Genomic DNA, 24,437 nt, shown 5'->3' with positions numbered 1-24,437 from the left:
GGATTGGAGAAATTCCGTCAGATCGGATGATCCTGGGGAAGCACGATGAGTTGAGGTACGTTGATGTGGGCAGGCTGCAGCATGAGCCAGAGAATCCTCTCGGCAACATCATCCGGCTGGAGCGGCCGGGCAATGTTCCGGGCGACTGCCGGCCGCACCGCCGCATCGCGGTGCAGCTCCGTCTCCACGAGGCCCGGGGCGACGCACGACACCTTGATTCGGCTGCGGGCGAGCTCCATGCGCAGGGCTTCGCACAGCGCCTCGATGGCATGTTTCGTACCCGCATAGGCCCCGGCGGTCTCCCGCACCTTGTGGCCCATGATGCTGGTGGTGTGTATCAGGTGGCCATGTCCCTGCCCACGGAACTGCTTCAGCAGGGTGTATGTGAACCGATAGGCTGCCTCGACATTGATGCGGGACATGGCGCAGACCTGATCGATATCGATCTGCTCGATGGTCCCGGTATGGTTGACACCGGCATTGTTGACGGCGAAATCGACCCGGCCGAAACAGCTCACCGCTCGCTCGAGCAATCGCGAGCATGCGTCGCCCTCGGTCAGATCGCCAGCGATCCATTCGATGCCGGCATATCGGGATGCGAGCGATTTCAAACGGCTTTCGCGGCGACCATGCACAACGAGCTGCATTCCCCTGTCTGCCAGCTTGCCCGCCAGCGCCATGCCGATGCCGCTGGACGCACCTGTAATGATCGCGACCTTGCCGGACAGGCCCTGGTCTGCAGCACCCGGAATGAACCCGCTGCTCATGGCACCGCCTTGCGATCCGTGCGCCGGGCCCGGCCGACGCACGCTGCACGAAAGGCACTGGAAATGACCTTGTCCAGATCGCCCGCGCTCGCTCCCCATTCGATGTGCCACTGGACGCCCATCGCGAATTCACGCGCACGGGTCAGGACGATCGCTTCGGTCAAGCCGTCCTCGCTGGTAGCTTGAACGGCGACCCCCTCCCCCAGATCCGACACTGCCTGCGAATGCAGGGAGTTCACCTTCTGCTCCAGGCCCATGTGGCCCGACCGTTCGATCAATTCGCTCAAGTAGCTTCCCCTGTGGATGCGAATCGGATGGCGCGCCCTGTATCTTTCCCGGTAAGGAAGCGACTTGTCCGACCGATGGTCCTCGAAACATCCCAGCTCGTGGACCTGCTCGTGCAATCCCCCGCCACAGGCCACATTCATCTCCTGCATTCCACGGCAGATCCCCAGCATGGGAACTCCCTGCGACAGGCAATGCCGGATCAGCCAATGCGTGGTCTCGTCGCGCGCCCTGTCCGGCTGGCCGACAGGTTCGATCTCGATCAGTTCATCGCCTCGGCGCCGCAGTCCCACGTTGCTCGGCGAGCCCGTGAACAACACCCCATCCAGACGTTCGGCGAGCAATGAAAGTGCGCCGGCAGGCCCGCCAAGCGACGGTGTAGCGGCAATCAGGACCGGTACGGCCTGCAGTTCATCGAGAACATAGTCCACGTACTTGTGAAATGCGGTGTGATGAGGCGTCGGAGGGTAGTCACCAAACGCGATGCCGCGCAGGCAGCACGAAACGCCGACGAGAGGCCGCAATTCACTCATGCGAACCATGCCCGCGTCGCGTTGCCGGTGGGTTCGTACACTCTCAGACGGTATTGCATTTCCATGTCCGAATATTCTTCCGTCTCATGCTGGAAGAACGCGGCGACACGCTCCTTCGCCAGCGCACCGGAGGGAAACAGCGGTTCGGCCTGAAGCAGCAGGCGGCTGGCCTCGAAAAGTTCATCGATGAAGTCGATGGTGGCGAGTATGTACGCCTTCGTCTCCCCGGTATCCCGTCCGCAACCGGCCAGCAGCAAATGCAGATAGCGCCCGTAGAGCAGCGCATCCACACCCGCCCTCGCGCCGTACCGGACGATCCACTTCCTGTGGTAATTGGTGTTTCCGCACAGGTGCGTGTATGCATGGAACTGGGTAACCATGTTCTCGCGCGCAAGGTCGGCGCAGCGGGCCCACTCGCCCTCATTCCAAGCGCCGACGATGTCGAGCAGCACAGAGAAATCGGAAGCCTTCCAGCGGTACATCAGGTACTGGAATACCTTGAGACCCATGCGGTCGCGCAGGTCGTCGAGATAGGCCTTGCCGGCCAGTCCATGCGAATGAAAGAGCCGATGCACGAAGGCCATGTCGCGAGCACTCATGTACTTCGTGAGCAGCACCAGCGATCGGGTGGCGTAATCGAAGGTACTGCGGACCTGGGACACCAGGGCATCCATATCGGCCTTCGAGCGGTATTCGATGTCCACCTTGATGTGCGTGGAGGGCACGACGGTGTGGATGAGGAACACCTCCGCCGTCGGCGCCGCCCCCGTCAGGATCGAACGGTCCGTGCTGAGCGTCCTGTAGTGCCTGTCCAGTGCGATGTCCCGCTCCCGCCGAAGCTCATCGGTCACCACATGGACATCCACGTCGGACATGGAATTTCCGATGCCCTCGATCAACGAGCCGCCGACGAAGGCCGCATCTCCATCCCGCAGGTAGGCATTGTCCAGAATGAAGTCACTGGACAGGTGCACGTTGCCGTTGAGCAGGCTGTAGACCTGACCGCGTTCCTCATTTCTAGAAAGCATGAATTGACTCATCGAGTGCGTTTTTCAGAACCGCGCCGTGCTCGGCCCACCGCGAAGTGACTTCGCCGACCGCGCGTGCATCGATCAGGGGCTTGACACCGGGCCTGTCGTGCCGGATCACTTCGGACGCGATGGTGAGCACGTCCCATGGCTGCGCCAACCCGCCATCGACCGCTTCGAGGACCGCATCGAGCGGTAGCTTGGTATTGCTTTGCATGGCATCCGCGAGCGCGCGAAGCCCTGGAGACCTCCGGCCCAAGGCATCCTGGAGCCGCGCCATGGAGCGCGCGGGATCGATTTCGTTCTTCCGCGATGCAGCCTCGGTGCGCAGCACCTCGGCGCATACGCTGGCGGCTAGATCGACAGCGGACCTCGCAGGAGCGGCGGCGCAGTCGCGCACCAGCGCAACCAGGGCCGGACCTCCGAGCAGAATCGACAGGTCTCGAACGAGATCCGCTGGCTCGTCGGGTGTGTGGACGAAACCCAGCATCCGGTTGTGCATGCGCAGCAAGGTGCGTAAATGCTGTTCATTGCGCCGATCGGCATGGGCGGAACCTTTCATGCCCCAGAGCTTGACCGACGCGGGAACCACCCCGTGGTCAGCGTCACGCACCATAACCAGGATGGAATCGCTTTGCGCATTGACCATATTGGTCAACCGCACCCGATCCACCGTCGCTGCATTCCACTGAAAACGCCATATGAGGTGTGCGGCATTCCGGTCAACGGATACCGGTGTCACTGCAACAGGTACCAGCCTCTTCTTTTGCAGGAACAGTAGCACTGACTGGCTGCAACGCCTGGCCAGGGCCTCGGGCTTAATCAGCACGAATGAATGCCCATAGACGAATTCGCCCACACGATCGCCCCAGACCCGGCACAGGATGTCCCACGCTTCCTCCGAAACGAAATCGCTCCGGTAAGCCTGGATCTTGGCATCCTGCACCGTGAGCAGCGGGATCAATTCACTGTATTCATTCTGCATCGGCATTTTGCGGCTGCAGTTGTGCGATGCGGTTGACACGCTCGAACAATGGATCGTAGTAAAACATCATCGAACGCGGCGAGAGCTTCTTGCAGGTCGGCCCCACGTTTCTCAAGCGGGTGAGCCTGTGCCTTTCGGCGATTTGTATCGCCTTGAGAACCGCAAGACTGCCATCCAGGTCTTTGTTGACGAGGTGGTATTCGTGTTCATCGACATAGCTGAGGTCCTGCAGGGCCATCTGCTGCTTGATATAAAGCTCCTCGCCCCGCTCCGTTCCCCGTTTCTCGAGGCGCACAAGAAGCTCCTCGAAGGTCGGTGGAATGACGAATATCCCGACGACCTGCTCCCTGAATTGGCGGCGAAGGTTGATGTACAGCTGCGGCGTGTAGTCGAAAACCAGGTCCTTTCCCGCCGCAATGGCCTCCTGCAAGGGTTTGATCGGCGTGCCGTAGTACTTGCCTTCCGAAGGATTCACCCATTGAGCGAAGGCCTCCGCCTTGACCATTTCCTGGAATTCGTGCCTCGACACGAACTCGTAGAATCCGGCCTCATCGACGGCGGAGGAAGAACGCGGGGCGCGCGTCGTGACGTTGGGGACATAACCCAGGTCGGAAGAGTCGCGAAGCCAACGTTTGATCAGGGTGGTTTTTCCCGTACCGCCGGGTCCCGAGACCACGAAGAAAGTGCTGGTGGGTTTGTCGTCGAAACTGACCTGGGGCGCAGCCTTCGGCAATAGTGGTTGTTTATGCACTGGCCATTTCCTTGTTTTCACGATTCATCGCAACCAGCCAGTGCCGCACACGCGATGCCATCTGCGCGGGCTCCAGCCCGAAATGCCTGAGCAGGTCGCTGCTGTCGCCTACCGGCGCGAATACACCGGGCACGCCGAGCGCCAGCATCGGTGCCGGCGCGCGGCTGACGACCACCTCCGCAACGGCACCGAACAGGCCTCCCCCGACCTGGTGCTCCTCGGCGCATACGATTCCCCTGGTATCCCGGCAGGCCTGGACAATGGCTGCTATATCGAGCGGTGCGATGCTGGAGAAATTCAGCACGCGGCACGTGATGCCGTCATCTTCCAGGAGCCGCGCAGCCTGGACGAGGTTATGCACCATCGAACCGGTACCCAGCAGCGCGACATCGCGTCCGTCACGCAGCCTCTCGGCGTGGCCGAACCGATACTCGTCGCGGCTGGTAATGTTCCGCCGACCACCTCGCGCCAGCCGGACGAATGCCGGCCCCTCGTGCGCATGCAGGGCCCTGGCCACAGCCCTCGCCTCGCGAGCGTCGCATGGCGCGGCGAAGCGGACATTCGGAAGGACGCGGATCCACGCGATGTCCTCGATCGCGTGGTGCGTTGCCCCGAGCGAGCCGTAGGTGAACCCGCTGCTGAAACCGCAGAGCTTCACGTTGGCCTTCGACATGGCGATGTCCACCTTGATCTGCTCCAGTGCCCGCCCCGAAAGGAAGCATGACGCCGCGCAGACAAACGGGATCATTCCGCCACTGGCCAGGCCTGCCGCCACGCCCACCATGTTCTGTTCGGCAATACCGACGTCAAAAACCCGATCCGGAAACTCTTCCAGAAAGAATTTGGCATTGGTGGAAGACAGGCAATCGTTGATTACCAGGCAAACCCTGGGGTCGTGCCTGGCGAGATTCAGCACTTCCTCGGCGAATGCGTCCTTGGGGTCTTCCAAGCCCTCGTCCACGTTCATCGGCTCAACTCTTCCAGCGCCTGCGCAGCCTCCGCTGGTGAAGGCAGTTTGTGGTGCCATGCTGCATTCCCCTCCATGAAAGAAACACCTTTGCCCTTTTTTGTCATCGCGATCAGGCACCGCGGCTGCGTTGAACGCCCACCCCGGGCGAGACCGTCAAAAATGGCGCCGTGGTCATGACCGTCGATTTCCTCGACGTCCCAACCGAAAGCGCGCCATTTGTCTGCCAGAGGCCCCAAGGGATTGACCTGCTCCGTGCCTCGCCCTTGCTGCAGCCCGTTGCGATCCACAATGGCCGTCAGATCACCGAGGCGCCGTGCGCTCGCAAACATCGCTGCCTCCCAATTACTCCCTTCCTGCAATTCGCCGTCTCCGAGAAGGACAAACGTCCTGTGCCTGCTGCCATTGGCCGATGCAGCGGCAGCTGCACCCGTGGCGAAAGGCAATCCATGCCCCAGCGCACCGGTACAGGTTTCGATTCCGACAATGGAGGAAGAAGGATGGCCGCCGAGCAATCCCCCTGAACGGCCATAATCCAGCAGCATGTCTTCGTCCCAAAGCCCCAATTCGATCAATACCGAATAAAGGGCCAAGGCAGCATGCCCTTTGCTGAGGACGAAACGGTCTCGCAACGGGTCGTTGAAAGAACGGGATGCCATGACCGATCCGTAGAGGACCGTCAGAATATCTATGGCGGAGAAATCGGGGCCCAGGTGGCCGAAGTGGCTTTCGGCCGTTACCGTCAAGCACCGGATTCGGGCGCGTTGCGCGATCTTTCTGGAATGATCGACATCCAACCGGGAGCGCTCCCGCGTGCCCCTGGCCACTGCCAGACCGTCTGCCCCATTTCCATGGGTTCTCATGGTGTCTCCCCCTCCCTAAGAAATATTCGAACGATCCACGGTCCGGTCCCGGGATCGATGCAGGAACGTGGCCTGCGTTGCGGCTTCGCTGAGAGCCGGTTTTCATGACAGTATAACGACAGGAAATAAGTAAATTCCAAATTCTTGTATCGCAATGTTTCCGCCCGTCCAGATGACCCCCCCCGGAATCACATGGCGCCCAATTGCGTCAGGAACCACCTGGCGGCAGAAATTGCGACAGATAGGCGAGGCTGGCCACCGAAGCTGCGGCGGGGGTTCCCTGGTGGAACCGCATGCGCCACTGCGCTCCCGATCTTTCCCAGATGAACGCATGCAGGGTCACCCGCTGCAACATCCCGTGCTCCATCCGATGCGCCGAGCGGCAGGTGAGGAGCGCGACCGCCGCGCCCAGCCGCTTCAGCTCAAACCCGCCCGCGACGATGTAGGCATGCGCTGCCTCCAGGGACAACTGCGCCAGTACGCCGGCCTTGATGTAAGCCACGCCGGATCGCCCGATCTCCCCGAAATCCCCGTGCAGCAGTGCGCCGAGCCGCGCGGCGTCCCTGCGGGTCGCCGGCCGGTGCAGTTCTGTTTCGAGAGCCTGCAGATGCGCGAGCAGCGCGGTGTCATCGCTGTACATGCGGCGAGCCGACTTCCATCGCGCTGACCCGCCATGCCTTCCTCCTGGGGATCGGCGCCATGCGCAATGGCAGGATCACGACAGACATTGGCAGCAGCGCGCGAACCTGCCACAGGCCAACGGCTTACGCTCGGTGCTTTTCCACGGCCGCTCTGGCCTGCCCCCACCGGCAGGCCAGGGACGCCGGCCTGTAAAGCCATTTCCCCCCCACGATGACCGCCACGACCGCAGACACCGCGCAACCCGCGCCCTTCGCCCCGCCCGCCCCCGCCACTCCGCCGATGCAGGACGCCACACCCCAGGGCTTTCTTCTGCCCATCGTCGGCGGCGCGGCCTTCGCCCACCTGCTCAACGACATGATCCAGGCGATGCTGCCGTCGATCTTCCCGATGCTGAAGACGAATTTCTCGCTGAGCTTCGGGCAGATCGGGATCATCGCGCTGGTCTATCAAGTGACGGCATCGCTGCTGCAGCCGTGGATCGGGTTCTACACCGACAAGCATCCCAAGCCCTACCTGCTGCCCGCAGGCATGTGCATGACGCTGCTGGGCATCGCGCTGCTGGCCGTGGCGCACAGCTATCCGATGCTGTTGCTCGCGGCCGCGGTGGTGGGCGTGGGCTCGGCCACGTTCCACCCGGAGGCGTCGCGGATCGCGCGGCTGGCCTCGGGCGGGCGGTTCGGCACGGCGCAGTCCACGTTCCAGGTGGGCGGCAATACGGGCACGGCGATCGGGCCGCTGCTGACGGCGGCCATCGTGATTCCGCACGGGCAGCCGGCGGTCGCGTGGTTCATGGTGGCGGCGCTGCTGGCGATCTTCGTGCTCTACCGCCTCACGGCGTGGGTGCGGCACCATGGGGCAGCGAAGGCCCGGGGGCTGGCGCGGGGCGGCAGCGAGGGGCTGGACCGGGCCGGCGTGGTGCGGGCCGTGGCCGTGATCTGCGTGCTGATGTTCGCGAAGTTCGTCTATATCGCTTCGTTCACCAACTACTTCACGTTCTACCTGATCGAGCGCTTCCACGTGGGCGTGCAGACCAGCCAGCTGTTCCTTTTCCTGTTCCTCGCGGCGGTGGCGGCGGGCACGTTCGCGGGCGGGCCCGTGGGCGACCGCATCGGCCGCAAGGCGGTGATCTGGATCTCGTTCCTGGGCGTGGCGCCGTTCGCGCTGGCACTGCCGCATGTGGGCCTGGCGTGGACGGCGGTGCTCGCCATCGTGATCGGGCTGGTGATGTCGTCGGCCTTCGCCGCGCTCGTGGTGTATGCGCAGGAGGCGGTACCGGGCCGCGTGGGGCTGGTGTCGGGCCTCATGTTCGGGCTGATGTTCGGTATCGGCGGTATCGGCGCGGCCGGACTGGGCGACCTGGCGGACATCCATGGCATCGTCTGGGTGTACGGCGTGACGTCATTCCTGCCGCTGCTCGGGCTGGCGACGGCCCTGCTGCCCGATACGCGCAAGAAAGCCCGGGCCTGACCTGGCGCGCTGGGTGCCGCGGCCACCGGCCCGGTGCTGGGGGTGCACTCGTCCTACGCGACGACGGTCCGCGCCGCTGGCGTGGATGCCGGGCGGGCGGTGCTAGCTTCGATCTTCGGTGGCTGCCGTCCCGGCGTCGGTGCCCGGGCCGGCCGCGCTGATGAGCCACCGCGGTGCAGGCCGGGCAGGTGGCAGCGGCCCCAGCCCCGAGGAAGAAAGGCCTCCATGCCCTCCCAGTCCAAGTCCAAGCCCCCATCCCGGTCACCATCAAAGCCCCGGCGCACATCGCGCAGCGAACCCCGGCCCGCGGTGGAGCCATCGCCATCGCCCCCGCCGCGACCCGCGCCCCAGGCCGCGCCGCCTGCCGCGCCTGCCACCGACGGCTTCGTGCGCGTGCGCGGCGCGCGGGAGCACAACCTCCGGAACGTGGACGTGGACATTCCGCGCGATGCGCTGGTGGTGTTCACGGGTGTGTCGGGCTCGGGCAAGTCGTCCCTGGCCTTCGGCACGCTGTATGCCGAGGCGCAGCGCCGCTACCTGGAGTCGGTGGCGCCCTATGCGCGGCGCCTGATCGACCAGGCGGGCACGCCCGAGGTGGACGCCATCGACGGCCTGCCGCCCGCGGTGGCGCTGCAGCAGCAGCGCGGCACGCCGACGGCACGCTCTTCGGTCGGCAGCGCGACGACGATTTCCAGCCTGCTGCGGCTGCTGTATTCGCGCGCCGGGCAGTATCCGGCGCGCCAGCCCATGCTGTACGCGGAAGACTTCTCGCCGAACACGCCGGAGGGCGCCTGCCCGCACTGCCACGGCATGGGGCGGGTGTACGAGGTGACGGAGCGGTCCCTGGTGCCGGACGACCGCCTCACCATCCGCGAGCGCGCCGTGGCGGCCTGGCCGACCGCCTGGGGCGGCCAGAACCTGCGCGACATCCTCGTCATGCTGGGCCACGATGTGGACGTGCCCTGGCGCGACCTGCCGCGCAAGACGCGCGACTGGATTCTGTTCACCGACGAGCAGTCGGTGGTGCCCGTCTATGCGGGCCTGGACCGCAAGGCCGCGCAGGCGGCACGCAAGGCCGGCACGCCGCCCAGCTACATGGGCACTTTCAGCAGCGCCCGGCGCCACGTGTTGCACAGCTTCGCCCACAGCCAGAGCGCCCGCATGCGCGAGCGCGCGGCCGCCTGCCTGGTGGGCAGCCCCTGCCCGGCCTGCGGCGGCAAGCGCCTCAAGCCCGAGGCGCTGTCCGTCACCTTCGCGGGCCATGACATCGCCGAGCTGGGGCGCCTGCCGCTCGGCGAACTGGCCCGGCTGCTGGAGCCCGCGGCGGAAGGCCGGCTGGGTGACAGCCTGCACCCGTCCGGCGGATCGCGTGCGCCAGCACGCCCGGGTGCCGACAGCCACCGGGCCCATATCGCCCGCCGCGTGGCCGCGGGCGGCTCGGCCCATGCGGCGTCGCCGGACGTTCGCCGCACGCCGGACCTGTCGGAAGAGAAGGTGCTGGCCGCCCAGCGGCTGGCGCAGGAGATCGGCGCGCGCATCGCCGCGCTGTCGCAACTGGGGCTGCATTACCTGACGCTCGACCGCTCCACGCCCTCGCTTTCATCCGGCGAGCTGCAGCGCCTGCGGCTGGCCACGCAGCTGGGCTCCCAGCTGTTCGGGGTGGTGTACGTGCTCGACGAGCCCTCGGCCGGGTTGCATCCCGCCGACGGCGAGGCGCTGCGGGCCGCGCTGCACCGGCTCAAGCGCGCCGGCAATTCGCTGTTCGTGGTGGAGCACGACCTGGCCACGATGCGGGCCGCCGACTGGCTGGTGGATGTCGGGCCCGGCGCGGGCATGCACGGCGGTGAAGTGCTCTACAGCGGCCCGCCGGACGGGCTGGCGGCCGTGCAGCCTTCGCAGACGCGGCGCTACCTGTTTCCCGGACGGGACGGGCCTGCCTCGGCACCCAGCATGCCGCGCACGCTGCGCGAGGCAGCAGGATGGCTGCGGCTGGAAGGCATCGAGCGCCACAACCTGAAGGACATCGATGCGGCCTTTCCCGCGGGCTGCCTCACTGCGGTGACGGGCGTCTCCGGCTCGGGCAAGTCCAGCCTGGTGAGCCGCGCGCTGGTGGAGCTGGTGGCGCAGGCGCTGGGCTCGCCGGTGGCGGACGCGCGGGACGATGGGGATTCCGCCGCGGAGGGAGCCCAGGGCGGGCCACCCCCCAGCGCGCCGCGGGATGACGACCCCGGGGCCACCGACGCCCCCTTGGGCGCCACGGCCGGGCGGATCGCGGAACTGGCGGGCATCCGCCGCCTGGTGCGCGTGGATCAGAAGCCCATCGGCCGCACGCCGCGCTCCAACCTCGCCACCTACACCGGCCTGTTCGACGGGGTGCGCAAGCTGTTCGCCGCCACGCCCGCCGCGCGGCGGCGACGCTACGGGCCCGGGCGGTTTTCCTTCAACGTGGCGGCGGGGCGCTGCCCGACCTGCGAGGGCGAGGGTTCGGTGAGCGTGGAGTTGCTCTTCCTGCCGAGCGTTTATGCGCCCTGCCCCGACTGCCACGGCGCGCGCTACAACCCGGCGACGCTGGAGGTGCGCTGGAACGGCCTGGACATCGCCGAGGTACTGCGCCTGACGGTGGACGCGGCCTGCGAAGCTTTCGCGCAAGAGCCCGCGGTGCTGCGGCCGCTGGCGCTGCTGAGCGATATCGGGCTGGGCTACCTGCGCCTGGGCCAGCCGGCCACGGAGCTGAGCGGCGGCGAGGCCCAGCGCATCAAGCTCGCCACCGAGCTGCAGCGCCCGCAGCGGGGCGACACGCTGTATGTGCTCGACGAGCCCACCACCGGGCTGCACCCGGCGGACGTGGACCGCCTGCTGGTGCAACTCGACGGGCTGGCCGCGGCGGGCAATACGGTCGTGGTCGTGGAGCACGACATGCGCGTGGTGGCGGCATGCGACTGGGTGATCGACATGGGCCCCGGTGCGGGCGGCGACGGTGGCCGCATCGTGGCCACCGGCACGCCGGCCGAGGTGGCGCGCCAGCGCGGCAGCCGCACCGCGCCCTATCTGGCGCAGGCTCTGGCCGGAGAGCCAGACACCTGACGGCCGGCGGCTCAGGCCCCGCCCTGCTCCGGCGCCAGCAGCGCCCAGGCCGGAGCATGGTCGCTGGGCCGGGGCCTGCCGCGCACGTCGCGGTCCACGCCGGCGTCCTGCAGGCGACGCGCCGCCGCGGGGTTGAGCAGCAGGTGGTCGATGCGCAGGCCGGCGTTGCGCTGAAAGCGCTGGCGCAGGTAGTCCCAGAAGGTATAGACCGTCTCGTCGGGATGCACCACGCGCAGCGCGTCGGTCCAGCCGCTGTCCACCAGGGCGCGGAAGGCATCGCGCACCTCGGTGCGGAACAGGGCGTCTTCCACCCAGGCATCGGGCTTGTACACGTCGCGCCCGGTGGGAATGATGTTGAAGTCCCCCGCCAGCACCACCGGCTCGGGGCGGGAACGCAGCACTCCGGCCCGCCGCGCGAGGCGGTCGAGCCAGGCGAGCTTGTAGTCGAACTTGGGGCCTGGAGCCGGGTTGCCGTTGGGCAGGTAGAGGCAGGCGATGAGCACGCCGTTTATGGCGGCCTCCAGGTAGCGGCTCTGGCTGTCGGCTTCGTCGCCGGGCAGCCCGCGCTGCACCTCGATCGGATCGGCACCCCGCGCGAGGATGGCCACGCCGTTCCAGGCCTTCTGCCCGTGCCAGAGGGCACCGTAGCCCGCGGCCCGGATCTCCTCGGCCGGGAAGGCGTCGTCGGTGCACTTGAGTTCCTGCAGGCAGGCCACGTCGGGGCGGGTCTCCTGCAGCCACTGGAGCAGCGCCGGCAGCCGGGCGCGGATGCTGTTGACGTTGAAGGTGGCGATTTTCAAGGTGGCTCTTTCGGAGCCCCCCAAGGCTAACCCGCGGCGGCGGGCCGGCGGTAGGCGGCGGCGCCGTCGTGCCGCCAGCCGGTCCGCAACGCTCAGGCGGCCAGCTTCTGGAACGAACCCAGCACCGCGGGGCCGTTGAACGGCTTGACGATCCAGCCTTTCACGCCCGCGGCCTTGCCGCGCTCCTTCATGGCGGGCGAGCTTTCGGCGGTCAGCATCACGATGTTCACGCGGTGGTTGCCGAGTTCGCTGCGCACCCGCTCGGCCATGGTCAAGCCGTCCATGTGGGGCATGTTCACGTCGCACACGATCAGCCTGATGCCGCTGTGCTGCCTGAGCTTGGCGAGCCCGTCGCGGCCATCGACGGCGAGCGCGACCTGGAAGCCGTTGTTGCCCAGGAAGTTGCCCACTTCGCTGCGCACGGTGCTCGAATCATCGACGACAAGGATGTTGGCCATGGAATGCTCCTCTTGGAAAAAATTCAAAACCTAGAACAGTTCGAGCTCGCCGGACGCCACCGCCTCCGGTGCCGCGGCGGCGGCGCCGGCCCAGTGGAAATCCTGCGGGACGTAGGCGCGCGCGCAAAGCGATGCATGCAGCGCCAGGTCGGGCCGCACGTCCATGCGGAAATGGCGCACGTGCTCGAAGCCCGCGCGCGTGAAGTACGGCGCGCAGCGCGCATCGAGGATCTGCGGCGTGGACAGGCCCAGGAAGGCCTGGAACGCGCCCAGGTCGCGGTTGATCGCGCCGCAGCAGAGGTTGCCCATCTCGCAGATCCGGTCGAGGAAGGCCTGCTCGCCCATGGCATCGGCATCCAGCCCGGCCGTTGCCGCCACCCACGCGCGCCAGGCCGGTCCGTGCGCGAAATGCAGCGCCGCGACAACGCGGAAGGAGAACGAGGCGATCGAGAGCACGGCCATGTGGGTGGCGCCGCCGGTGGCCGGCAGCGCGTCCACCGGCTGCACGGCCACGCCGCTGCCGCGCGCCACGCTCTGGTGCAGGGCCGAGACCATCATGCGGTCCAGGCTGTCGCGGGCGCGGGGCCCGAGGAACGAGGCCGGAGCGCTCATGCGCCCTCCACCATCGCGGCCCCGTCCAGTGCGGCCTGGATGCGTCGGTTGGCCAGCTCCAGTCCCATGGCGGCGTTGATCACCATCTTGCCGCCGGCCTGCATGTCCTGGAAGGTGGTGGTGGCGATCAGGTCGTTTTCGTAGAGGCTGGTGCGGTAGTCGCGCGATAGGCGCTCGGCGCTGGCCGAGAGCTCGCGCATCTCCATCGCCACCACATCGAAGCCGCGGCCCGCGACACCGGCGCGCGCGGCCTCTATGGAGGCGTTGAGCGCCACGATCACCATCTTGCGCACGATCTGCGAGAAGGCATCGTTCTTGTCGTGCAGGCTGCGGTTGTGGGACACGAGGGTGCTCATGTCCGCGTGCCACCGCTCGAAGGTCTTGCCGATGCCCTGCAGTTCGCGCAGCGCCTCGGCCTGCTCGCGTGCATGGCCGAGCGTGTGGTCCGTGCGCTCCCGCAGGCGGTGTTCGGAGTCGCGCCCTTCACCCTCCAGCCGGCGCTCCCATTCGGCAGCGGCATCGTCGAGCTGCCGCCGGGCCTGGGCCAGTTCGGCCTCCAGCTGCGCACCGCGCGCCTCCAGCGCCCGGGCCGCCTCGCGCGCCGCGGCCTCCCCGGCCGCTGCCCCGTCCAGGGCCTGCCGCCGCGCCTGCTCCAGCGCCGAGCGGTTGCGCGCGGCCAGCCAGGCCGCCGCGGCCGCCACACATCCACCACCCAGCACGCAGCCTGCCAGGAATTGCATCCATCCGTCCATCATGTCGCTCCTGCTCCCGCCTCAGGCCGCCACCGCCCAATGGGCAGGCAGGCGCAGCACGGTCTCGAACGGCGTGGCCGCGCGCGGGGCACCGCCGGCCAGCACCAGCTGGATGCGGCCGCCCAGCGACTCCACGAAGGCCTTGACCGCATCCATCCCCACGCCGCGGCCGGACACGGCCGTCACCTCGCTGGCCGTGGAAAAGCCCGGCGCGAAGATCAGCTGGGCCACGTCCTCGGGCGCCGGGGCGGCGTCTTCCGCGATCAGCCCCTGCGCGCGGGCCCTGGCCTGGATGCGGTCCAGGTCCAGGCCGCGCCCGTCGTCGGCGAGCCGGATCTCCAGCTCCTGCGCGTCCAGTGCAGTGTCGATGCGGATGCGGCCCGCGGCGGGCTTGCCGTGCGCCGCGCGCTCGGCCGCAGGTTCGATGCCGTGGTCCAGCGCATTGCGCAACAGGTGCATGAAGGCATTGCGCAGCGCATCGGCGGCCTGCGGCTTCACGGCCACAGGCACCCCGGACTGCAGGACGACCTCCGGAGACTCCTTGCCCAGGTCCCGGGCCAGCGCCGGCAGGGACGCGGCCACGCCATCCACCACCTCGTCCAGGCCGGCCGCGTCGGCATCGGCGAGCGCGTTGGCGATGCGCTGCAGCGCGGCGCGGTGGTCCGGCGTGCAGCCGGGGTCCTGCGCCAGGGTGCCGATGCGCGCGCACAACGCATCGATGCGGGCGCGCGGCAGGCGCACCGCCTGGGCATCGCCAGCCGCGGGAGCGGCGCCGCGCCCCAGGGTGCCGTCGTTCACGCGCACGTAGGATTGCAGGGCCCCTGCCACCGCCTCCAGTTCGGCCTGCAATGTGGCCTGCAGGGCGGCATCGTCCCAGCCGGCGGGGTCGTCCCGCAGCGCGGCGTAGCGCTGCTCGGCCACATGGGCCGCGTCGGCGATGCGCAGGAGGCCGTAGGTGCGGGCGTTTCCCTTGACGGTGTGCATGTGGCGGAACAGCGCCGCGAGGGCATCCGGGCGCGCATCGGGCCGCGATGCCGCGGTCTCCAGCAGCGCGCGCTTGTCCTGCAGTAGGCGCACGGAGCTGTCGGCGAACTGCCGGAACTTGTCCGCCGCCACGCCCAGCAGTTCGCCGACCATGGCCAGGTCCTCCTTGCGCGCCTGGGCATCCCGCGCCAGTTCGCGCAACTCCGTCACGTCTCGCAGGCTCAGCAGCAGGCGCTCCACGGTGCCGTCGGCGGCCGTGATGGGCGACCAGCCCAGCTCGATCACCTTCACACGGCCGCCATCGAAGCGCACCTGCAATTCCTGCGGCAGCAGGTGGGCATTGAAAGAGAAGTTGAGTTCGTCCTCGCCGATGCAGGCGTCGATCGCGGCGAGGGCCTGGGCACGCGCATCGGCACTCAGGTCGGAGCGGTCGAACAGCAGTGCATCGAGCGTGCGGCCGGCAATGCCGCCCTCTTGCAGGATGCGCGTGAGGTGGTCCGAGTACTCGGGGTGGATGGTGCGCCCGGCCTGCAGGGTCAGAATGCCCTGGGGAATGGTGTGCAGCATGGCCTGGATGTCGGCCGTCTTGCGGCGCACCAGTTCGGAGCTTTCCTGGATTTTCTCCACCATGGCGTTGAACGCCGTGAGGGAGCGGCCGATCTCGTCCATACGGGTGACAGGCAGGCGGTGCGAGAAATCCTGGCTCATGGCGATCTCCGTCATCTTCAGCTCCATCTCGCGGATCGGACGCACGATCTGCCGATACAGCATGGTCCCCGCGGCGGCCAGGCCCAGGAGGGCCACGGCGCCCACGCCCAGCAGCGCGGCGGTGGTGTGCTCCAGCTGCGCATTGAGCGAGCCGATGGCCTCGTCCTTGCTGCGGCGCTTTTCCACCTGGATGGCCTCGATCATCTGGCCCTGCTCGCGCAGGTACTGGTCCACCGTGGCGGCCATGAAGGCCTCGGCCGCATCCTGCTGACCGGCGAGCTTGAAGCGCGCGGTGTCGTCGATGGCCGCGAAGTAGTTCTCCAGGCTCATGGCGGCTTCCTTCACCAGGCCACGCTGCGCATCGCTGTCGGCCTCCTCCAGCTGCTTTTGCAGTGCCTTCTGCAGCACCGCCTTGCGCTCCACCAGCTGCTCGTGCAGCTTCTGCGCGGTATCCGCGTCGTTCGCGGACACCATGCCCAGCGCAGCCATCTGCACGTCCTTGAGCTGGCCCATGAGCTCCACGGAATGGATGGCGCTGGGCACGACGCCCTCGGTCACCCGCTTGACCTGCCGGGCCCCCTCGGCCGACCGGTAGAGCGCGAAGCCTCCGACGGAGCACAGCGCGAGAAAGGCGAGAACGATCAGCAGGGTGATGCGCAAGCGGACGGTCATGGCAGGGGCGATCCACGCATGTAACAAGATGCATCCAGTATGGAATCCCCATATGGCGCGGGGATGACAAAGCCCCGCGAAGGTGCCGGACGCCCGCCAGAGTGCTGCGACGATGGCCAGACGATGTCTGCATATGCCGCGGAGGGAGCCTCGGCCGCTCACTCCTGCCCTTGCGCCAGAGAGGATACGACTGAAAGCAGGGACGTCGCATCGAAAGCCCGGGCACTGGCTACCATCGGCATGAACGACATCTCTTCAACTAGAAAAAGGCGCTACGTCCACCCCAACGCCAGGTGAGCAAAACAATGCTGAAGCAGATGCATCTGAAAAATTTCACGGTGTTTTCCGACGTGAAACCGGACTTCTCTGCTCAACTGAATGTGATCGTTGGCGAGAACGGCGCGGGCAAAACGCATTTGCCGAAAGCCGCCTATTCCGTCATGGCGGCCAGCCATGACGAGGGCAGGAAACCAACTGCAGAGACGCCGACCAAATCTGCGCTGCAAAGCCTTCTTGCCACCAAGCTCGTCAATGTGTTCCGCCCGGAATGCCTGGGACGCCTTGCCCGGAGGCGGCAGGGCCGAGAGCGGTGCGATGTCTCCCTGCTTTTCTCCGACGCAGAGTTGAACATCGACTTCAGCGTTGCCACGAACAGCAAGTCGGAAGTCGCCGTGGGCAACGCTCCCAGGAAAGCGGTGGATGTCGTCGCGCTCTCCCCCGAAAAGCATGCATATTTCGTGGAAGTGAAGGACTACCGGCACCCGGATACGGAAAGCTGGCCGATGCGGTCGCGGCCAAGGTTCTGCATACTCTCGCTTCCATGCTGCCCGCCCGCCTGAACGCCCAGGACACGGGTGAAAACGCGCCGAGCCAGCAATTACTTGAATGCCGATCCCTCAGGATCGTGCTCCATGTCGAGCAAAGCGAAAAGCACTCGAGAATGGTGAACCCCGCAGATCTCAGACAGAAGCTCTAGCAGCGGCTACGAGCAGTAGACGCGCACCCCAAGGTCTGCTCCGTCAGCCACATGGCAGGACTACCCTCTGGACCGTGCGACTCTGACATCTCCTCGAAGATGGGTATTTTCAACCGTGGGCTCAGGTCTCGGCGGTTGGCCCCTTCCACGCCGGATCATCCAGCCAGCCCCGCACCACGCCGTTCGTCCAGCCGAAGCCGTCCTGCAGAGGGTATTCGCCGCCGTCGCCACCCGCGGACGCATCGCAGTCGCTCTCGCACAGCGCGTATTTCTCCACCAGCCGGCCTTCCTGGTCGTACACGTGGCGCACGGTGGCGAGCCAGCGCTCGCGGATGTCGCTGGCCAGCTGGCGGCAGCCTTCGTCCCGGTCGCCATAGCGCGCGAATCCCTCGGCGCCCATCCATTGCATCGGCGCCCAGCCGTTGGGCCGGTCCCACTGCTCACCGCTCGCGATTTCCGTGGTGGCGAGGCCGCCGCGCACCAGCAGGCGCCGCCGCACGGTCGCAGCGAGTGCGTGCGCCTGCTCCAGCGTGGCCGTGCCCGTGAAGAGAGGCACCACCGTCGCGGCCGTGAGGGCGGGCCGGTGCAGGCGCTTCTCCCAGTCGTAGTCCAGGAAGGCCCCGGCCTCGTCGTTCCAGAAGAAGCGGGTCATCGCGTCCGCACGGCGCGCGGCGCGGCCGTCGAACTCGCTCGCGGTGGCGGTGTCGCCCGCCTCGCGGCTCAGGCGGGCGATCATCGTCTCGCTCGCATGCAGCAGCGCGTTCAGGTCCACGGGCAGGATGCGCGTGGTGCAGATGCCCGCCAGGCAGGCGGTGCGCGTGGCGGCGGCGTCCAGGTCGTCCAGCCAGCGCGAGCTGAAATCCCAGCCCGATTCCGCCGCCGCGCGCAGGTTGCGGAACACCTCGTTCGCCGGACGGGTGCAGGCGGCGGCGGTCTCCATGTCCTCGCGCCAGGATTCTTCCCGCGGCGTGTCGCGGTCGTCCCAGTAGCGGTTGAGCACGCTGCCGTCGGGCAGGGCCACCGCGCGCCGGTGGACACTGCCCGGCTCCAGCCCGTCGGCGCCGTCCATCCAGAAAGCGTATTCACGCAGCATCTGCGGCAGGTAGCGGCGCGCGCCCTGCCCGCGCGTGGATTCGCACAGGTCGGCCATCAGCGCGAACACCGGCGGCTGCGAGCGGCTCAGGTAGTAGGTGCGCGTGCCGTTGGGCACGTGGCCGTAGGTGTCGATGAGGTAGGCGAAGTTGTCCGTCATCGCATGCAGCAGCCGCGGGCGCCCGCTGGGCACCAGGCCCAGCATGGTGAAGTACGAATCCCAGTAGTACATCTCCACGAAGCGGCCGCCGGGCACGACGTAGGCATGGGGAAGTTCCAGCAGGGACCCGCGCCGGGGATGGTGGGAGGGGTGCCGCGCCAGTTCGTCCCACAGCGCGTCGATGTGCGCCGCCAGCGGCAGGCCCGGCGGCGCGGTGGAGCGCTCGCAGCCGCTGCGCGGCGGGGCGAAGTGGCGGTGCACGAAACCGGCCAGGTCGAAGCCGGGGCTGCCGCGCTCGGCACGGTAGGCGGCCAGGATGTCTTCGGGCGGCACGCGGGGCGCGCAGTCCACGAAGGTCTTGGAATCCTCGAACACGCGCTGGCGCTGCACTTCCACGAACAGCTCTTCGTAGCGGTCGGCAGGGGAGCGCGTGTCCGGTGGCGGAACGCTGCGGGCCGCGGCGGCACGGGCGGCCGGCGTGGCGTCGATGGGGCCGGCGCCCTCGATGGGCGCCGCCGCATGGTGAGCGCGGGGCTCTGGTGTGGAGGTGTTTGAGGGCAAGGCGGACATGCGGCGGGTCAGGGGCGGGTGGATAAAGCCTTCGGTCATCGCGACAGCAGATGGGCCACGGCCGAGTTCTGGCATTGGAGCACCGCATCCCGCCCATTCCCTGTCGGAAATGCCCGGGCAGCACGTCGGACGCAGCGCCGTGACTTCGCATCCGCATACAAAATAATTAATCTCTGCAGAAATTAAATTTTTTTCAAATCGAAATCATCAAGAATTATTTACCCAACAATACCGCACAAATACGAGGAGAAACCCTTGTCGATTGCCGCAACCAGGACAGGATTGATTTTCGATGCCGGAACATTCACAGAGACGGAACCTTCCATCGAAAGCCATTTCATCTGCGGCAAAGGCCTCATCGATTCACGCACCGTTTTCCTGATAATGAACCGGGGACGTGATTGCGAATTCGAAGATCGACTGCAGCGGAACACCCCGCTGCATATCACCCACACGATCAAGCAGGCGGCGCAGGCAGAAGCGTCCCTGCTCTATGTGCAGGATCAGCTGGGCGATCCGGACGGCGGATTCGATACCACCCGCGTGATCACGGCAGATCTTTCTACCCTGCTGCTGTCGCCTTCCGGCATGGGACGTGTCAGTGCCTGCCTGGCAAGGTTCGCAGAACACCATCTCATGGTCTCCGCCATCCTGGGACCGACATCCGGTCCCCTCGCGTTGCCGCTCATGCTGGCCGACGTCGTGCTGATGACCCGCAAAGGTGCCCTGTGCATGGGCCGTCCCGACATGGTCCGGGCCATGCTGGGACAGGAATGCGACCTGCAGTCGCTGGGGGGCGCGCAAGTGCACAGCGAAGCCGGTTCGGTGCAGCTGGTTTTCGATGACGAGCAGACGCTGTTCGCCTGCACGCGGAAGCTGATAAGCCTGGGCAGCCGGCAGGCACCCCGCAGCCTCGCGAGGAGTCCCGGGCCGAGACCACTGCACATTGGCAGTCTGATCCCTCGCGACCCTGGCAGGCCCTACGACGCGCACCACCTGGTCGAGGCGGTCGCAGATGCAGGCAGCCTGCTGGAAATCAGCCCCCGCCACGCACCCGAAGTCCTGACCGGTTTCGCGACCCTGGGGAAACATCCCATTGCGCTGATCGCCAACAATCCCAGGTACCAGTCGGGCGCCATCCAGGGACCGTCGGCCAGGAAAATGGTCCGCGCCATCCGCATTGCGGACAAGCTCCGCATTCCCATTGTTTTCTTCGCGGATGTGCCGGGCTTCATGATAGGCAGAGAAGCTGAGCGCAGCGGCATATTCTCCGCGGCGGCCGAATTGTTTTCGGCCCATGTCCGAAGCACCGTCCCCAAAATCCTCATCGTCGTGCGAAAAGCCTATACCGGCGGACTGTACGCCATGCAGGGGCCCGGCTTCGACCCTGTGGCGATCCTCGCCTATCCGCACGCCGGCATTGGGGTTTTTGGCGTCAAAACGATGGAAGCGATATTGGAAAACGCTCCACCTGAAACGCGGCAGGTGGTGGAACTGCTCCGCCAAGAGATCTCGGCACCGGCCCGGCTGGCCGATAAAGGCCTCGTCACGGAAGTGATCGACCCTGCAGACACGCGGGAAAGAATACTGCACCATCTCGCCCCATTTCTCGCGGCAGAGGCCTCATCTGGACAGCCCGCGGCCCCCGCCAGGAAATCTGTCCCGCGTCCCGGGCCCATCGGCGTTTCCAGGGTCTCCGCTCCATTGCGCAAGCGTGCATGACCGGCAGCCACCCACCCGGCGCCCCATGAATCTCCCTTAAGAAGTGAAAACCCTGCAACGATGAAATCCTGGATCTTCGAACAATTCAACGTTTCCACTGACGAAAACCCTGCCGCTTTCGACCCGGCCAACTATCAGGCGGAACTCGCCTGGCGAAGAAAGAGCTGGATCGATGCGGAAGCCCTCGGGTACGAAGGCATCTTCTTCAGCGAACACCATTTCGGCGGCGCACGGGTTTCTCCGGCGCCCGCCCTGGTCGCAGCCGCGGCCGCGGCACTGACGAAGCGGTTGAGGATCGGCATCCTGGGATGGGTGCTTCCGCTCAGCCAGCCGTGGCGTGTCCTGGAGGAGATCGGCGTACTCGACCACCTGAGCGGGGGACGGCTGGAGGTCGGCCTGGCACGCGGATCCAATCCCGACGAGGCGGTTGCCCTGGGCATGGATCGGGAGCATCTGCAACCGATGTTCGATGAGGCCCGGCAGATCATCCGGAAAGCGATGGACACGGCCCCGCTGGACCACGCAGGCACTTACTGGACGATGAGGAACCTGCACGCTCTTCCCTCGCCGCTGCAAAGGCCCTTCCCGCCGGTCTGGGCGACGGTGCGCAGCGCCAGGGCCACGCAGGAAGCCGCCCGCGAGGGACACAAGGTCTGTACGGGCTTCCTCTCCGTGGACGAGGTCTGCGCACTCTTCGATGAATACCGCAACGCCATCCATGCCGGGTCCGAAGACGAAGTGTCTTCCCGGCTCGCGATAAGACGGTGCATTTTCGTGGCACCGGGCCGGGCCGAGGCGCTGGAACAAGCCGACATCGCGCGCCAGCGCATTCCCTCCATCCTGGAGCAGGACACCATCGCCGGGTCGCCGGCCGATGTCGTGGAGCAGATCATCGAGCAGGCACGCCGCACGGGGGCTGGCCACATGGTGGGCTTCTTCACGGGCAATACCCTGGACAGGAATGCCCTGCTGACGTCATACCGGCTCTATGGCCTGCAGGTCATTCCCGCACTTGGAAGACACTTCGGCCAGCAGCGAACCTCGCTTGCGCGTTGACGCGGAGCACAGTATTCCGGGGCGCCGCCGGCGAGGCGCCTATGCGGGCCGGCCGCCCCCGGTGATGTACTGCTCCATCTGCTCGATGATGAACTGCTGCTCGGAAATCACGTCCTTCACGAGGTCGCCGATCGAGATGAGGCCCACGAGCGTGCCATCTTCCTCCACCACGGGCAGGTGCCGCAGGCGGTTCTCGCTCATGAGCGCCAGGCACTGGCCGCTGGTCTGCACGGGCCGCACGAAGCGCACTGCGCGGGTCATCACGTCCGCCACGCGGGTGTCGCCCGAAGTGCGGCCCAGCAGCGCCACCTTGCGCGCGTAGTCCCGCTCGGTGACGATGCCGGCGATGCGCCCGCCGTCCACCACGAGCAGCGCACCGATGCCCTTGTCGGCCATCAGGCGCAGCGCGTCGAGCATGGAGTCGGACGGCGCGATGGTGAAGACCTCCTGGCGGGCCTTGGATCTGAGGATGTCTGCGACGGCGGTCATGGAAGCCTCCCGGTGCTGGATGGTGAACGGCATCTGGCCTGGCGCCAGTGTCCATGCAAGCCGCGCGGTCCGCAACGGGGCGACGCCCGGCCGTGGCCGGGCGGGGTATACACAAGGTTGCAAAAAGCCGCTGCCACAGCGGGCGTCAATGCGGCGCGGGCAGCGCGGCGGCACCGGTCCTGCCGGCCTTGGCCGCCTTGCGCAGCGCCACGGCATCGGGCGCGGCGGCGCGGGGCCCCCGGTCCAGGCGGAACACCTGCACCGACTCCGACACGGTCTGGGCCTGGCGCTCCAGTTCGATGGCCAGGGCGGCGCTCTCCTCGACCAGCGCCGCGTTCTGCTGGGTGATGGTATCCAGCTGGGCCACGGCCGCATTCACCTGCGAGATGCCCGAAAGTTGCTCGTTCGAGGCGCTGTGGATCTCCCCGATGAACACGCCGACGCGGCGCACCAGTTCGAGCGATTCCTGCATGGTCCGACGGGCACCGTCGGTACACGCATGGCCCTCGCCCACCCGCGCCGCGGATTCCTCGATCAGCTGGCGGATTTCCTTGGCGGCGGACTGGGTGCGCTGCGACAGGCTGCGCACCTCCGCGGCCACCACGGCGAAGCCGCGGCCGTGCTCGCCCGCGCGCGCCGCCTCCACGGCCGCGTTCAGCGCGAGGATGTTGGTCTGGAAAGCGATGGAGTCGATCAGCCCGGTGATCTCGCCGATGCGGCCGGACGAGGTCTGGATCTCCCGCATGGTCGCGGCCACCTCGTCGACCGCGCCGCTGGTGCGCTCGGCCACGCCCGTGGCCTGCTGGGCGAGTTCGCTGGCCTGGCGTGCGGAGTCTGCGGTCTGCTTGACGGTGCCGGTGATCTCCTCCATCGAGGCGGCCGTCTGCTGCAGGTTGCTCGCCTGGCTCTCGGTGCGCGAGGACAGGTCCTGGTTGCCCTGCGCGATCTCCCGGCTGGACAGGCGCATCCTGTCGCTCTCCTGGCGGGCATCGCGCACGATGGACAGCAGGTTCACGTTGAGCTGCGCGAGCGCCCTCTGCAGCTCGCCGGTCAGGCCGGTGCGCGTCACGGACACGCTCTGCGTGAGGTCGCCGGCCGCCATGCGGTTGGCCGCACCCACCATGGCGGCCAGCGGACGCACGGCAGCGCGGCGCACCCATGCGAACCCGCCCAGCGCCACGCATGCGGCAGCCAGCCAGGCCAGCGCGGCGGACATGCCGGACACCCGGTCCACGAGACCGGCGAGGAAGGCGGCCAGCCAGACGGCCGCGAAAGCCATGGCCACCTGGCCGCCCAGGCCGACATCCAGCGCCTGGGCAATGCGCCCGGACAGGTTCCTTCGCACGACGCGGCCGCGCTGCAGCGCATGCACCATGCAGCCGGCCTGCTTCTCGGCGCGCATGTGTCCGTAGAGCGCTTCTGCGCCCGCGACCTGCTCGCGCGAGGCCTCGGTGCGCACCGACATGTAGCCCACCGGGCGGCCGTCCTCCATCAGCGGCGTGACGTTGGCCATGACCCAGTAGTAGTCTCCGTTCTTGCGGCGGTTCTTCACGGCAGCGGACCATGGCCACCCCGCGGCGATGGTCTCCCACATGTCGCGGAACGCCTCTTCCGGCATGTCCGGGTGGCGGATCATGTTGTGCGGCTGCCCCAGCAGTTCGGCGCGCTCGTAGCCGCTCACCTCGACGAACATCGGATTGCAGTAGAGGATGCGGCCCTGCAGGTCGGTGGTGGACACCAGGGTCTCGCCCCGCGGGAAGGGGTATTCCTGGGTGGTGACGGGAAGGTTGGCGCGCATGGTTCTCCTCGGCTGGATGGTGTCTGTTCTGTCAGGGGGCCGCTTCCTGCATCCCAGGACGGCCCACCCCTCGAGTATTACGGGAACGCGGAAAAATTGATGCAATTGGAAACAACTCATCCATAGCCAGAGCCTTGACTTCGGGAAGCGAGGCAGCTCCGGGGCAGAGCACCTGCCGTTGTCCGCTTTGCAGGCTTCAGCCAGGCGCGAGCAGCC

Annotated in this window: 21 protein-coding genes; 5 read left to right on the top strand and 16 right to left on the bottom strand. The window is 67.0% G+C overall.

Annotated elements, in window-relative coordinates; translation table 11 throughout:
• Positions 1-17 precede the first annotated feature (17 nt).
• The 8 genes from BLR05_RS18275 to BLR05_RS18240 form a co-directional block, all read right to left on the bottom strand.
• On the bottom strand, positions 18-767 hold the full coding sequence (locus BLR05_RS18275; RefSeq protein ID WP_092837051.1) for an SDR family oxidoreductase: 750 nt from the start codon (positions 765-767) through the stop codon (positions 18-20).
• Positions 764-1,594, bottom strand: a complete 831-nt coding sequence (locus BLR05_RS18270) for a gamma-glutamyl-gamma-aminobutyrate hydrolase family protein (protein ID WP_092836981.1) — start codon at positions 1,592-1,594, stop codon at positions 764-766. The genes BLR05_RS18275 and BLR05_RS18270 overlap by 4 nt, the downstream gene beginning before the upstream one ends.
• A complete protein-coding gene (locus tag BLR05_RS18265) occupies positions 1,582-2,625 on the bottom strand; it encodes a hypothetical protein (protein ID WP_225979166.1) in 1,044 nt (347 codons plus the stop codon). Before BLR05_RS18265 ends, BLR05_RS18270 begins: the two co-directional genes overlap by 13 nt.
• Positions 2,603-3,598, bottom strand: a complete 996-nt coding sequence (locus tag BLR05_RS18260) for a nucleoside-diphosphate kinase (RefSeq protein ID WP_167361294.1) — start codon at positions 3,596-3,598, stop codon at positions 2,603-2,605. Before BLR05_RS18260 ends, BLR05_RS18265 begins: the two co-directional genes overlap by 23 nt.
• Entirely contained in the window at positions 3,588-4,349 is a 762-nt protein-coding gene (locus BLR05_RS18255; protein ID WP_225979167.1) for a guanylate kinase, read from the bottom strand. Before BLR05_RS18255 ends, BLR05_RS18260 begins: the two co-directional genes overlap by 11 nt.
• Positions 4,342-5,316, bottom strand: a complete 975-nt coding sequence (locus tag BLR05_RS18250; RefSeq protein WP_092836969.1) for a transketolase family protein — start codon at positions 5,314-5,316, stop codon at positions 4,342-4,344. Before BLR05_RS18250 ends, BLR05_RS18255 begins: the two co-directional genes overlap by 8 nt.
• A complete protein-coding gene (locus BLR05_RS18245) occupies positions 5,313-6,179 on the bottom strand; it encodes a transketolase (RefSeq protein WP_092836967.1) in 867 nt (288 codons plus the stop codon). Before BLR05_RS18245 ends, BLR05_RS18250 begins: the two co-directional genes overlap by 4 nt.
• A 208-nt stretch (positions 6,180-6,387) precedes the next feature.
• Positions 6,388-6,819 (bottom strand): nuclear transport factor 2 family protein, encoded by a 432-nt coding sequence (locus BLR05_RS18240; RefSeq protein ID WP_092836964.1) that lies wholly within the window; start codon positions 6,817-6,819, stop codon positions 6,388-6,390.
• A gap of 212 nt (positions 6,820-7,031) precedes the next feature.
• On the opposite strand from BLR05_RS18240, the gene BLR05_RS18235 reads away from it, so the two are divergent.
• Together BLR05_RS18235 and BLR05_RS18230 are read left to right on the top strand one after the other, a co-directional pair.
• The gene (locus BLR05_RS18235; RefSeq protein ID WP_092836962.1) at positions 7,032-8,288 is read left to right on the top strand and encodes an MFS transporter; all 1,257 of its coding nucleotides are present in this window, start codon (positions 7,032-7,034) and stop codon (positions 8,286-8,288) included.
• A gap of 225 nt (positions 8,289-8,513) precedes the next feature.
• Positions 8,514-11,372, top strand: coding sequence for an excinuclease ABC subunit UvrA (locus tag BLR05_RS18230; protein ID WP_225979168.1), 2,859 nt, complete (start codon positions 8,514-8,516; stop codon positions 11,370-11,372).
• Positions 11,373-11,383: 11 nt separating this feature from the next.
• On the opposite strand, the gene xth is transcribed toward BLR05_RS18230, so the two are convergent.
• The 5 genes from xth to BLR05_RS18205 form a co-directional block, all read right to left on the bottom strand.
• Positions 11,384-12,172 carry an exodeoxyribonuclease III gene (xth, locus tag BLR05_RS18225; RefSeq protein ID WP_092836957.1) on the bottom strand — a complete coding sequence of 263 codons (789 nt, stop codon included), beginning with the start codon at positions 12,170-12,172 and terminating at the stop codon, positions 11,384-11,386.
• 92 nt (positions 12,173-12,264) lie between these two features.
• Positions 12,265-12,630: a response regulator gene (locus tag BLR05_RS18220; RefSeq protein ID WP_092836954.1), complete on the bottom strand. Its 366-nt coding sequence runs from the start codon at positions 12,628-12,630 to the stop codon at positions 12,265-12,267.
• 30 nt (positions 12,631-12,660) lie between these two features.
• Positions 12,661-13,242, bottom strand: coding sequence for a hypothetical protein (locus BLR05_RS18215; RefSeq protein ID WP_092836951.1), 582 nt, complete (start codon positions 13,240-13,242; stop codon positions 12,661-12,663).
• Complete coding sequence (locus BLR05_RS27530) at positions 13,239-13,982, bottom strand: methyl-accepting chemotaxis protein (RefSeq protein WP_279616027.1); 744 nt, start codon at positions 13,980-13,982, stop codon at positions 13,239-13,241. Before BLR05_RS27530 ends, BLR05_RS18215 begins: the two co-directional genes overlap by 4 nt.
• Before the next feature lie 33 nt (positions 13,983-14,015).
• A complete protein-coding gene (locus BLR05_RS18205; RefSeq protein ID WP_092836945.1) occupies positions 14,016-16,358 on the bottom strand; it encodes an ATP-binding protein in 2,343 nt (780 codons plus the stop codon).
• 305 nt (positions 16,359-16,663) lie between these two features.
• Between BLR05_RS18205 and BLR05_RS18200 the strand changes: the two genes are divergently transcribed.
• On the top strand, positions 16,664-17,197 hold the full coding sequence (locus BLR05_RS18200; RefSeq protein WP_225978911.1) for an AAA family ATPase: 534 nt from the start codon (positions 16,664-16,666) through the stop codon (positions 17,195-17,197).
• 258 nt (positions 17,198-17,455) lie between these two features.
• Here BLR05_RS18200 and treF read toward each other — a convergent pair whose 3' ends face one another.
• Positions 17,456-19,195: an alpha,alpha-trehalase TreF gene (treF, locus tag BLR05_RS18195; protein ID WP_225978912.1), complete on the bottom strand. Its 1,740-nt coding sequence runs from the start codon at positions 19,193-19,195 to the stop codon at positions 17,456-17,458.
• Positions 19,196-19,411: 216 nt separating this feature from the next.
• On the opposite strand from treF, the gene BLR05_RS18190 reads away from it, so the two are divergent.
• Together BLR05_RS18190 and BLR05_RS18185 are read left to right on the top strand one after the other, a co-directional pair.
• Complete coding sequence (locus BLR05_RS18190; protein ID WP_092836940.1) at positions 19,412-20,878, top strand: carboxyl transferase domain-containing protein; 1,467 nt, start codon at positions 19,412-19,414, stop codon at positions 20,876-20,878.
• A gap of 60 nt (positions 20,879-20,938) precedes the next feature.
• Positions 20,939-21,934 (top strand): LLM class flavin-dependent oxidoreductase, encoded by a 996-nt coding sequence (locus BLR05_RS18185; protein ID WP_092836937.1) that lies wholly within the window; start codon positions 20,939-20,941, stop codon positions 21,932-21,934.
• A gap of 39 nt (positions 21,935-21,973) precedes the next feature.
• Here the strand turns inward: BLR05_RS18185 and BLR05_RS18180 are convergent, their stop codons facing one another.
• The gene (locus BLR05_RS18180; protein ID WP_092837048.1) at positions 21,974-22,423 is read right to left on the bottom strand and encodes a CBS domain-containing protein; all 450 of its coding nucleotides are present in this window, start codon (positions 22,421-22,423) and stop codon (positions 21,974-21,976) included.
• A gap of 145 nt (positions 22,424-22,568) precedes the next feature.
• Positions 22,569-24,221, bottom strand: a complete 1,653-nt coding sequence (locus tag BLR05_RS18175; protein WP_092836934.1) for a methyl-accepting chemotaxis protein — start codon at positions 24,219-24,221, stop codon at positions 22,569-22,571.
• Between the last annotated feature and the right edge of the window lie 216 nt (positions 24,222-24,437).

Origin of the sequence: Paracidovorax cattleyae (genome assembly GCF_900104515.1) — a bacterium.
Taxonomy (GTDB): Bacteria; Pseudomonadota; Gammaproteobacteria; order Burkholderiales; family Burkholderiaceae_C; genus Paracidovorax; species Paracidovorax cattleyae.
Note: the sequence above shows the minus strand (reverse complement) of the source record. Positions and strands in the feature narration are given on the sequence as shown.

Excerpts from the sequence above, each read along its gene's own strand:
- BLR05_RS18205 (WP_092836945.1), bottom strand. The coding sequence starts at position 16,358 with ATGACCGTCCGCTTGCGCATCACCCTGCTGATCGTTCTCGCCTTTCTC.
- BLR05_RS18250 (WP_092836969.1), bottom strand. The coding sequence starts at position 5,316 with ATGAACGTGGACGAGGGCTTGGAAGACCCCAAGGACGCATTCGCCGAG.
- BLR05_RS18240 (WP_092836964.1), bottom strand. The coding sequence starts at position 6,819 with ATGTACAGCGATGACACCGCGCTGCTCGCGCATCTGCAGGCTCTCGAA.
- BLR05_RS18265 (WP_225979166.1), bottom strand. The coding sequence starts at position 2,625 with ATGAGTCAATTCATGCTTTCTAGAAATGAGGAACGCGGTCAGGTCTAC.
- BLR05_RS18275 (WP_092837051.1), bottom strand. The coding sequence starts at position 767 with ATGAGCAGCGGGTTCATTCCGGGTGCTGCAGACCAGGGCCTGTCCGGC.
- BLR05_RS18200 (WP_225978911.1), top strand. The coding sequence starts at position 16,664 with ATGCTGAAGCAGATGCATCTGAAAAATTTCACGGTGTTTTCCGACGTG.
- treF (WP_225978912.1), bottom strand. The coding sequence starts at position 19,195 with ATGACCGAAGGCTTTATCCACCCGCCCCTGACCCGCCGCATGTCCGCC.
- BLR05_RS18235 (WP_092836962.1), top strand. The coding sequence starts at position 7,032 with ATGACCGCCACGACCGCAGACACCGCGCAACCCGCGCCCTTCGCCCCG.
- BLR05_RS18180 (WP_092837048.1), bottom strand. The coding sequence starts at position 22,423 with ATGACCGCCGTCGCAGACATCCTCAGATCCAAGGCCCGCCAGGAGGTC.
- BLR05_RS18220 (WP_092836954.1), bottom strand. The coding sequence starts at position 12,630 with ATGGCCAACATCCTTGTCGTCGATGATTCGAGCACCGTGCGCAGCGAA.
- BLR05_RS18175 (WP_092836934.1), bottom strand. The coding sequence starts at position 24,221 with ATGCGCGCCAACCTTCCCGTCACCACCCAGGAATACCCCTTCCCGCGG.
- BLR05_RS18260 (WP_167361294.1), bottom strand. The coding sequence starts at position 3,598 with ATGCAGAATGAATACAGTGAATTGATCCCGCTGCTCACGGTGCAGGAT.
- BLR05_RS18270 (WP_092836981.1), bottom strand. The coding sequence starts at position 1,594 with ATGGTTCGCATGAGTGAATTGCGGCCTCTCGTCGGCGTTTCGTGCTGC.
- BLR05_RS27530 (WP_279616027.1), bottom strand. The coding sequence starts at position 13,982 with ATGCAATTCCTGGCAGGCTGCGTGCTGGGTGGTGGATGTGTGGCGGCC.
- BLR05_RS18245 (WP_092836967.1), bottom strand. The coding sequence starts at position 6,179 with ATGAGAACCCATGGAAATGGGGCAGACGGTCTGGCAGTGGCCAGGGGC.
- BLR05_RS18215 (WP_092836951.1), bottom strand. The coding sequence starts at position 13,242 with ATGAGCGCTCCGGCCTCGTTCCTCGGGCCCCGCGCCCGCGACAGCCTG.
- BLR05_RS18185 (WP_092836937.1), top strand. The coding sequence starts at position 20,939 with ATGAAATCCTGGATCTTCGAACAATTCAACGTTTCCACTGACGAAAAC.
- BLR05_RS18230 (WP_225979168.1), top strand. The coding sequence starts at position 8,514 with ATGCCCTCCCAGTCCAAGTCCAAGCCCCCATCCCGGTCACCATCAAAG.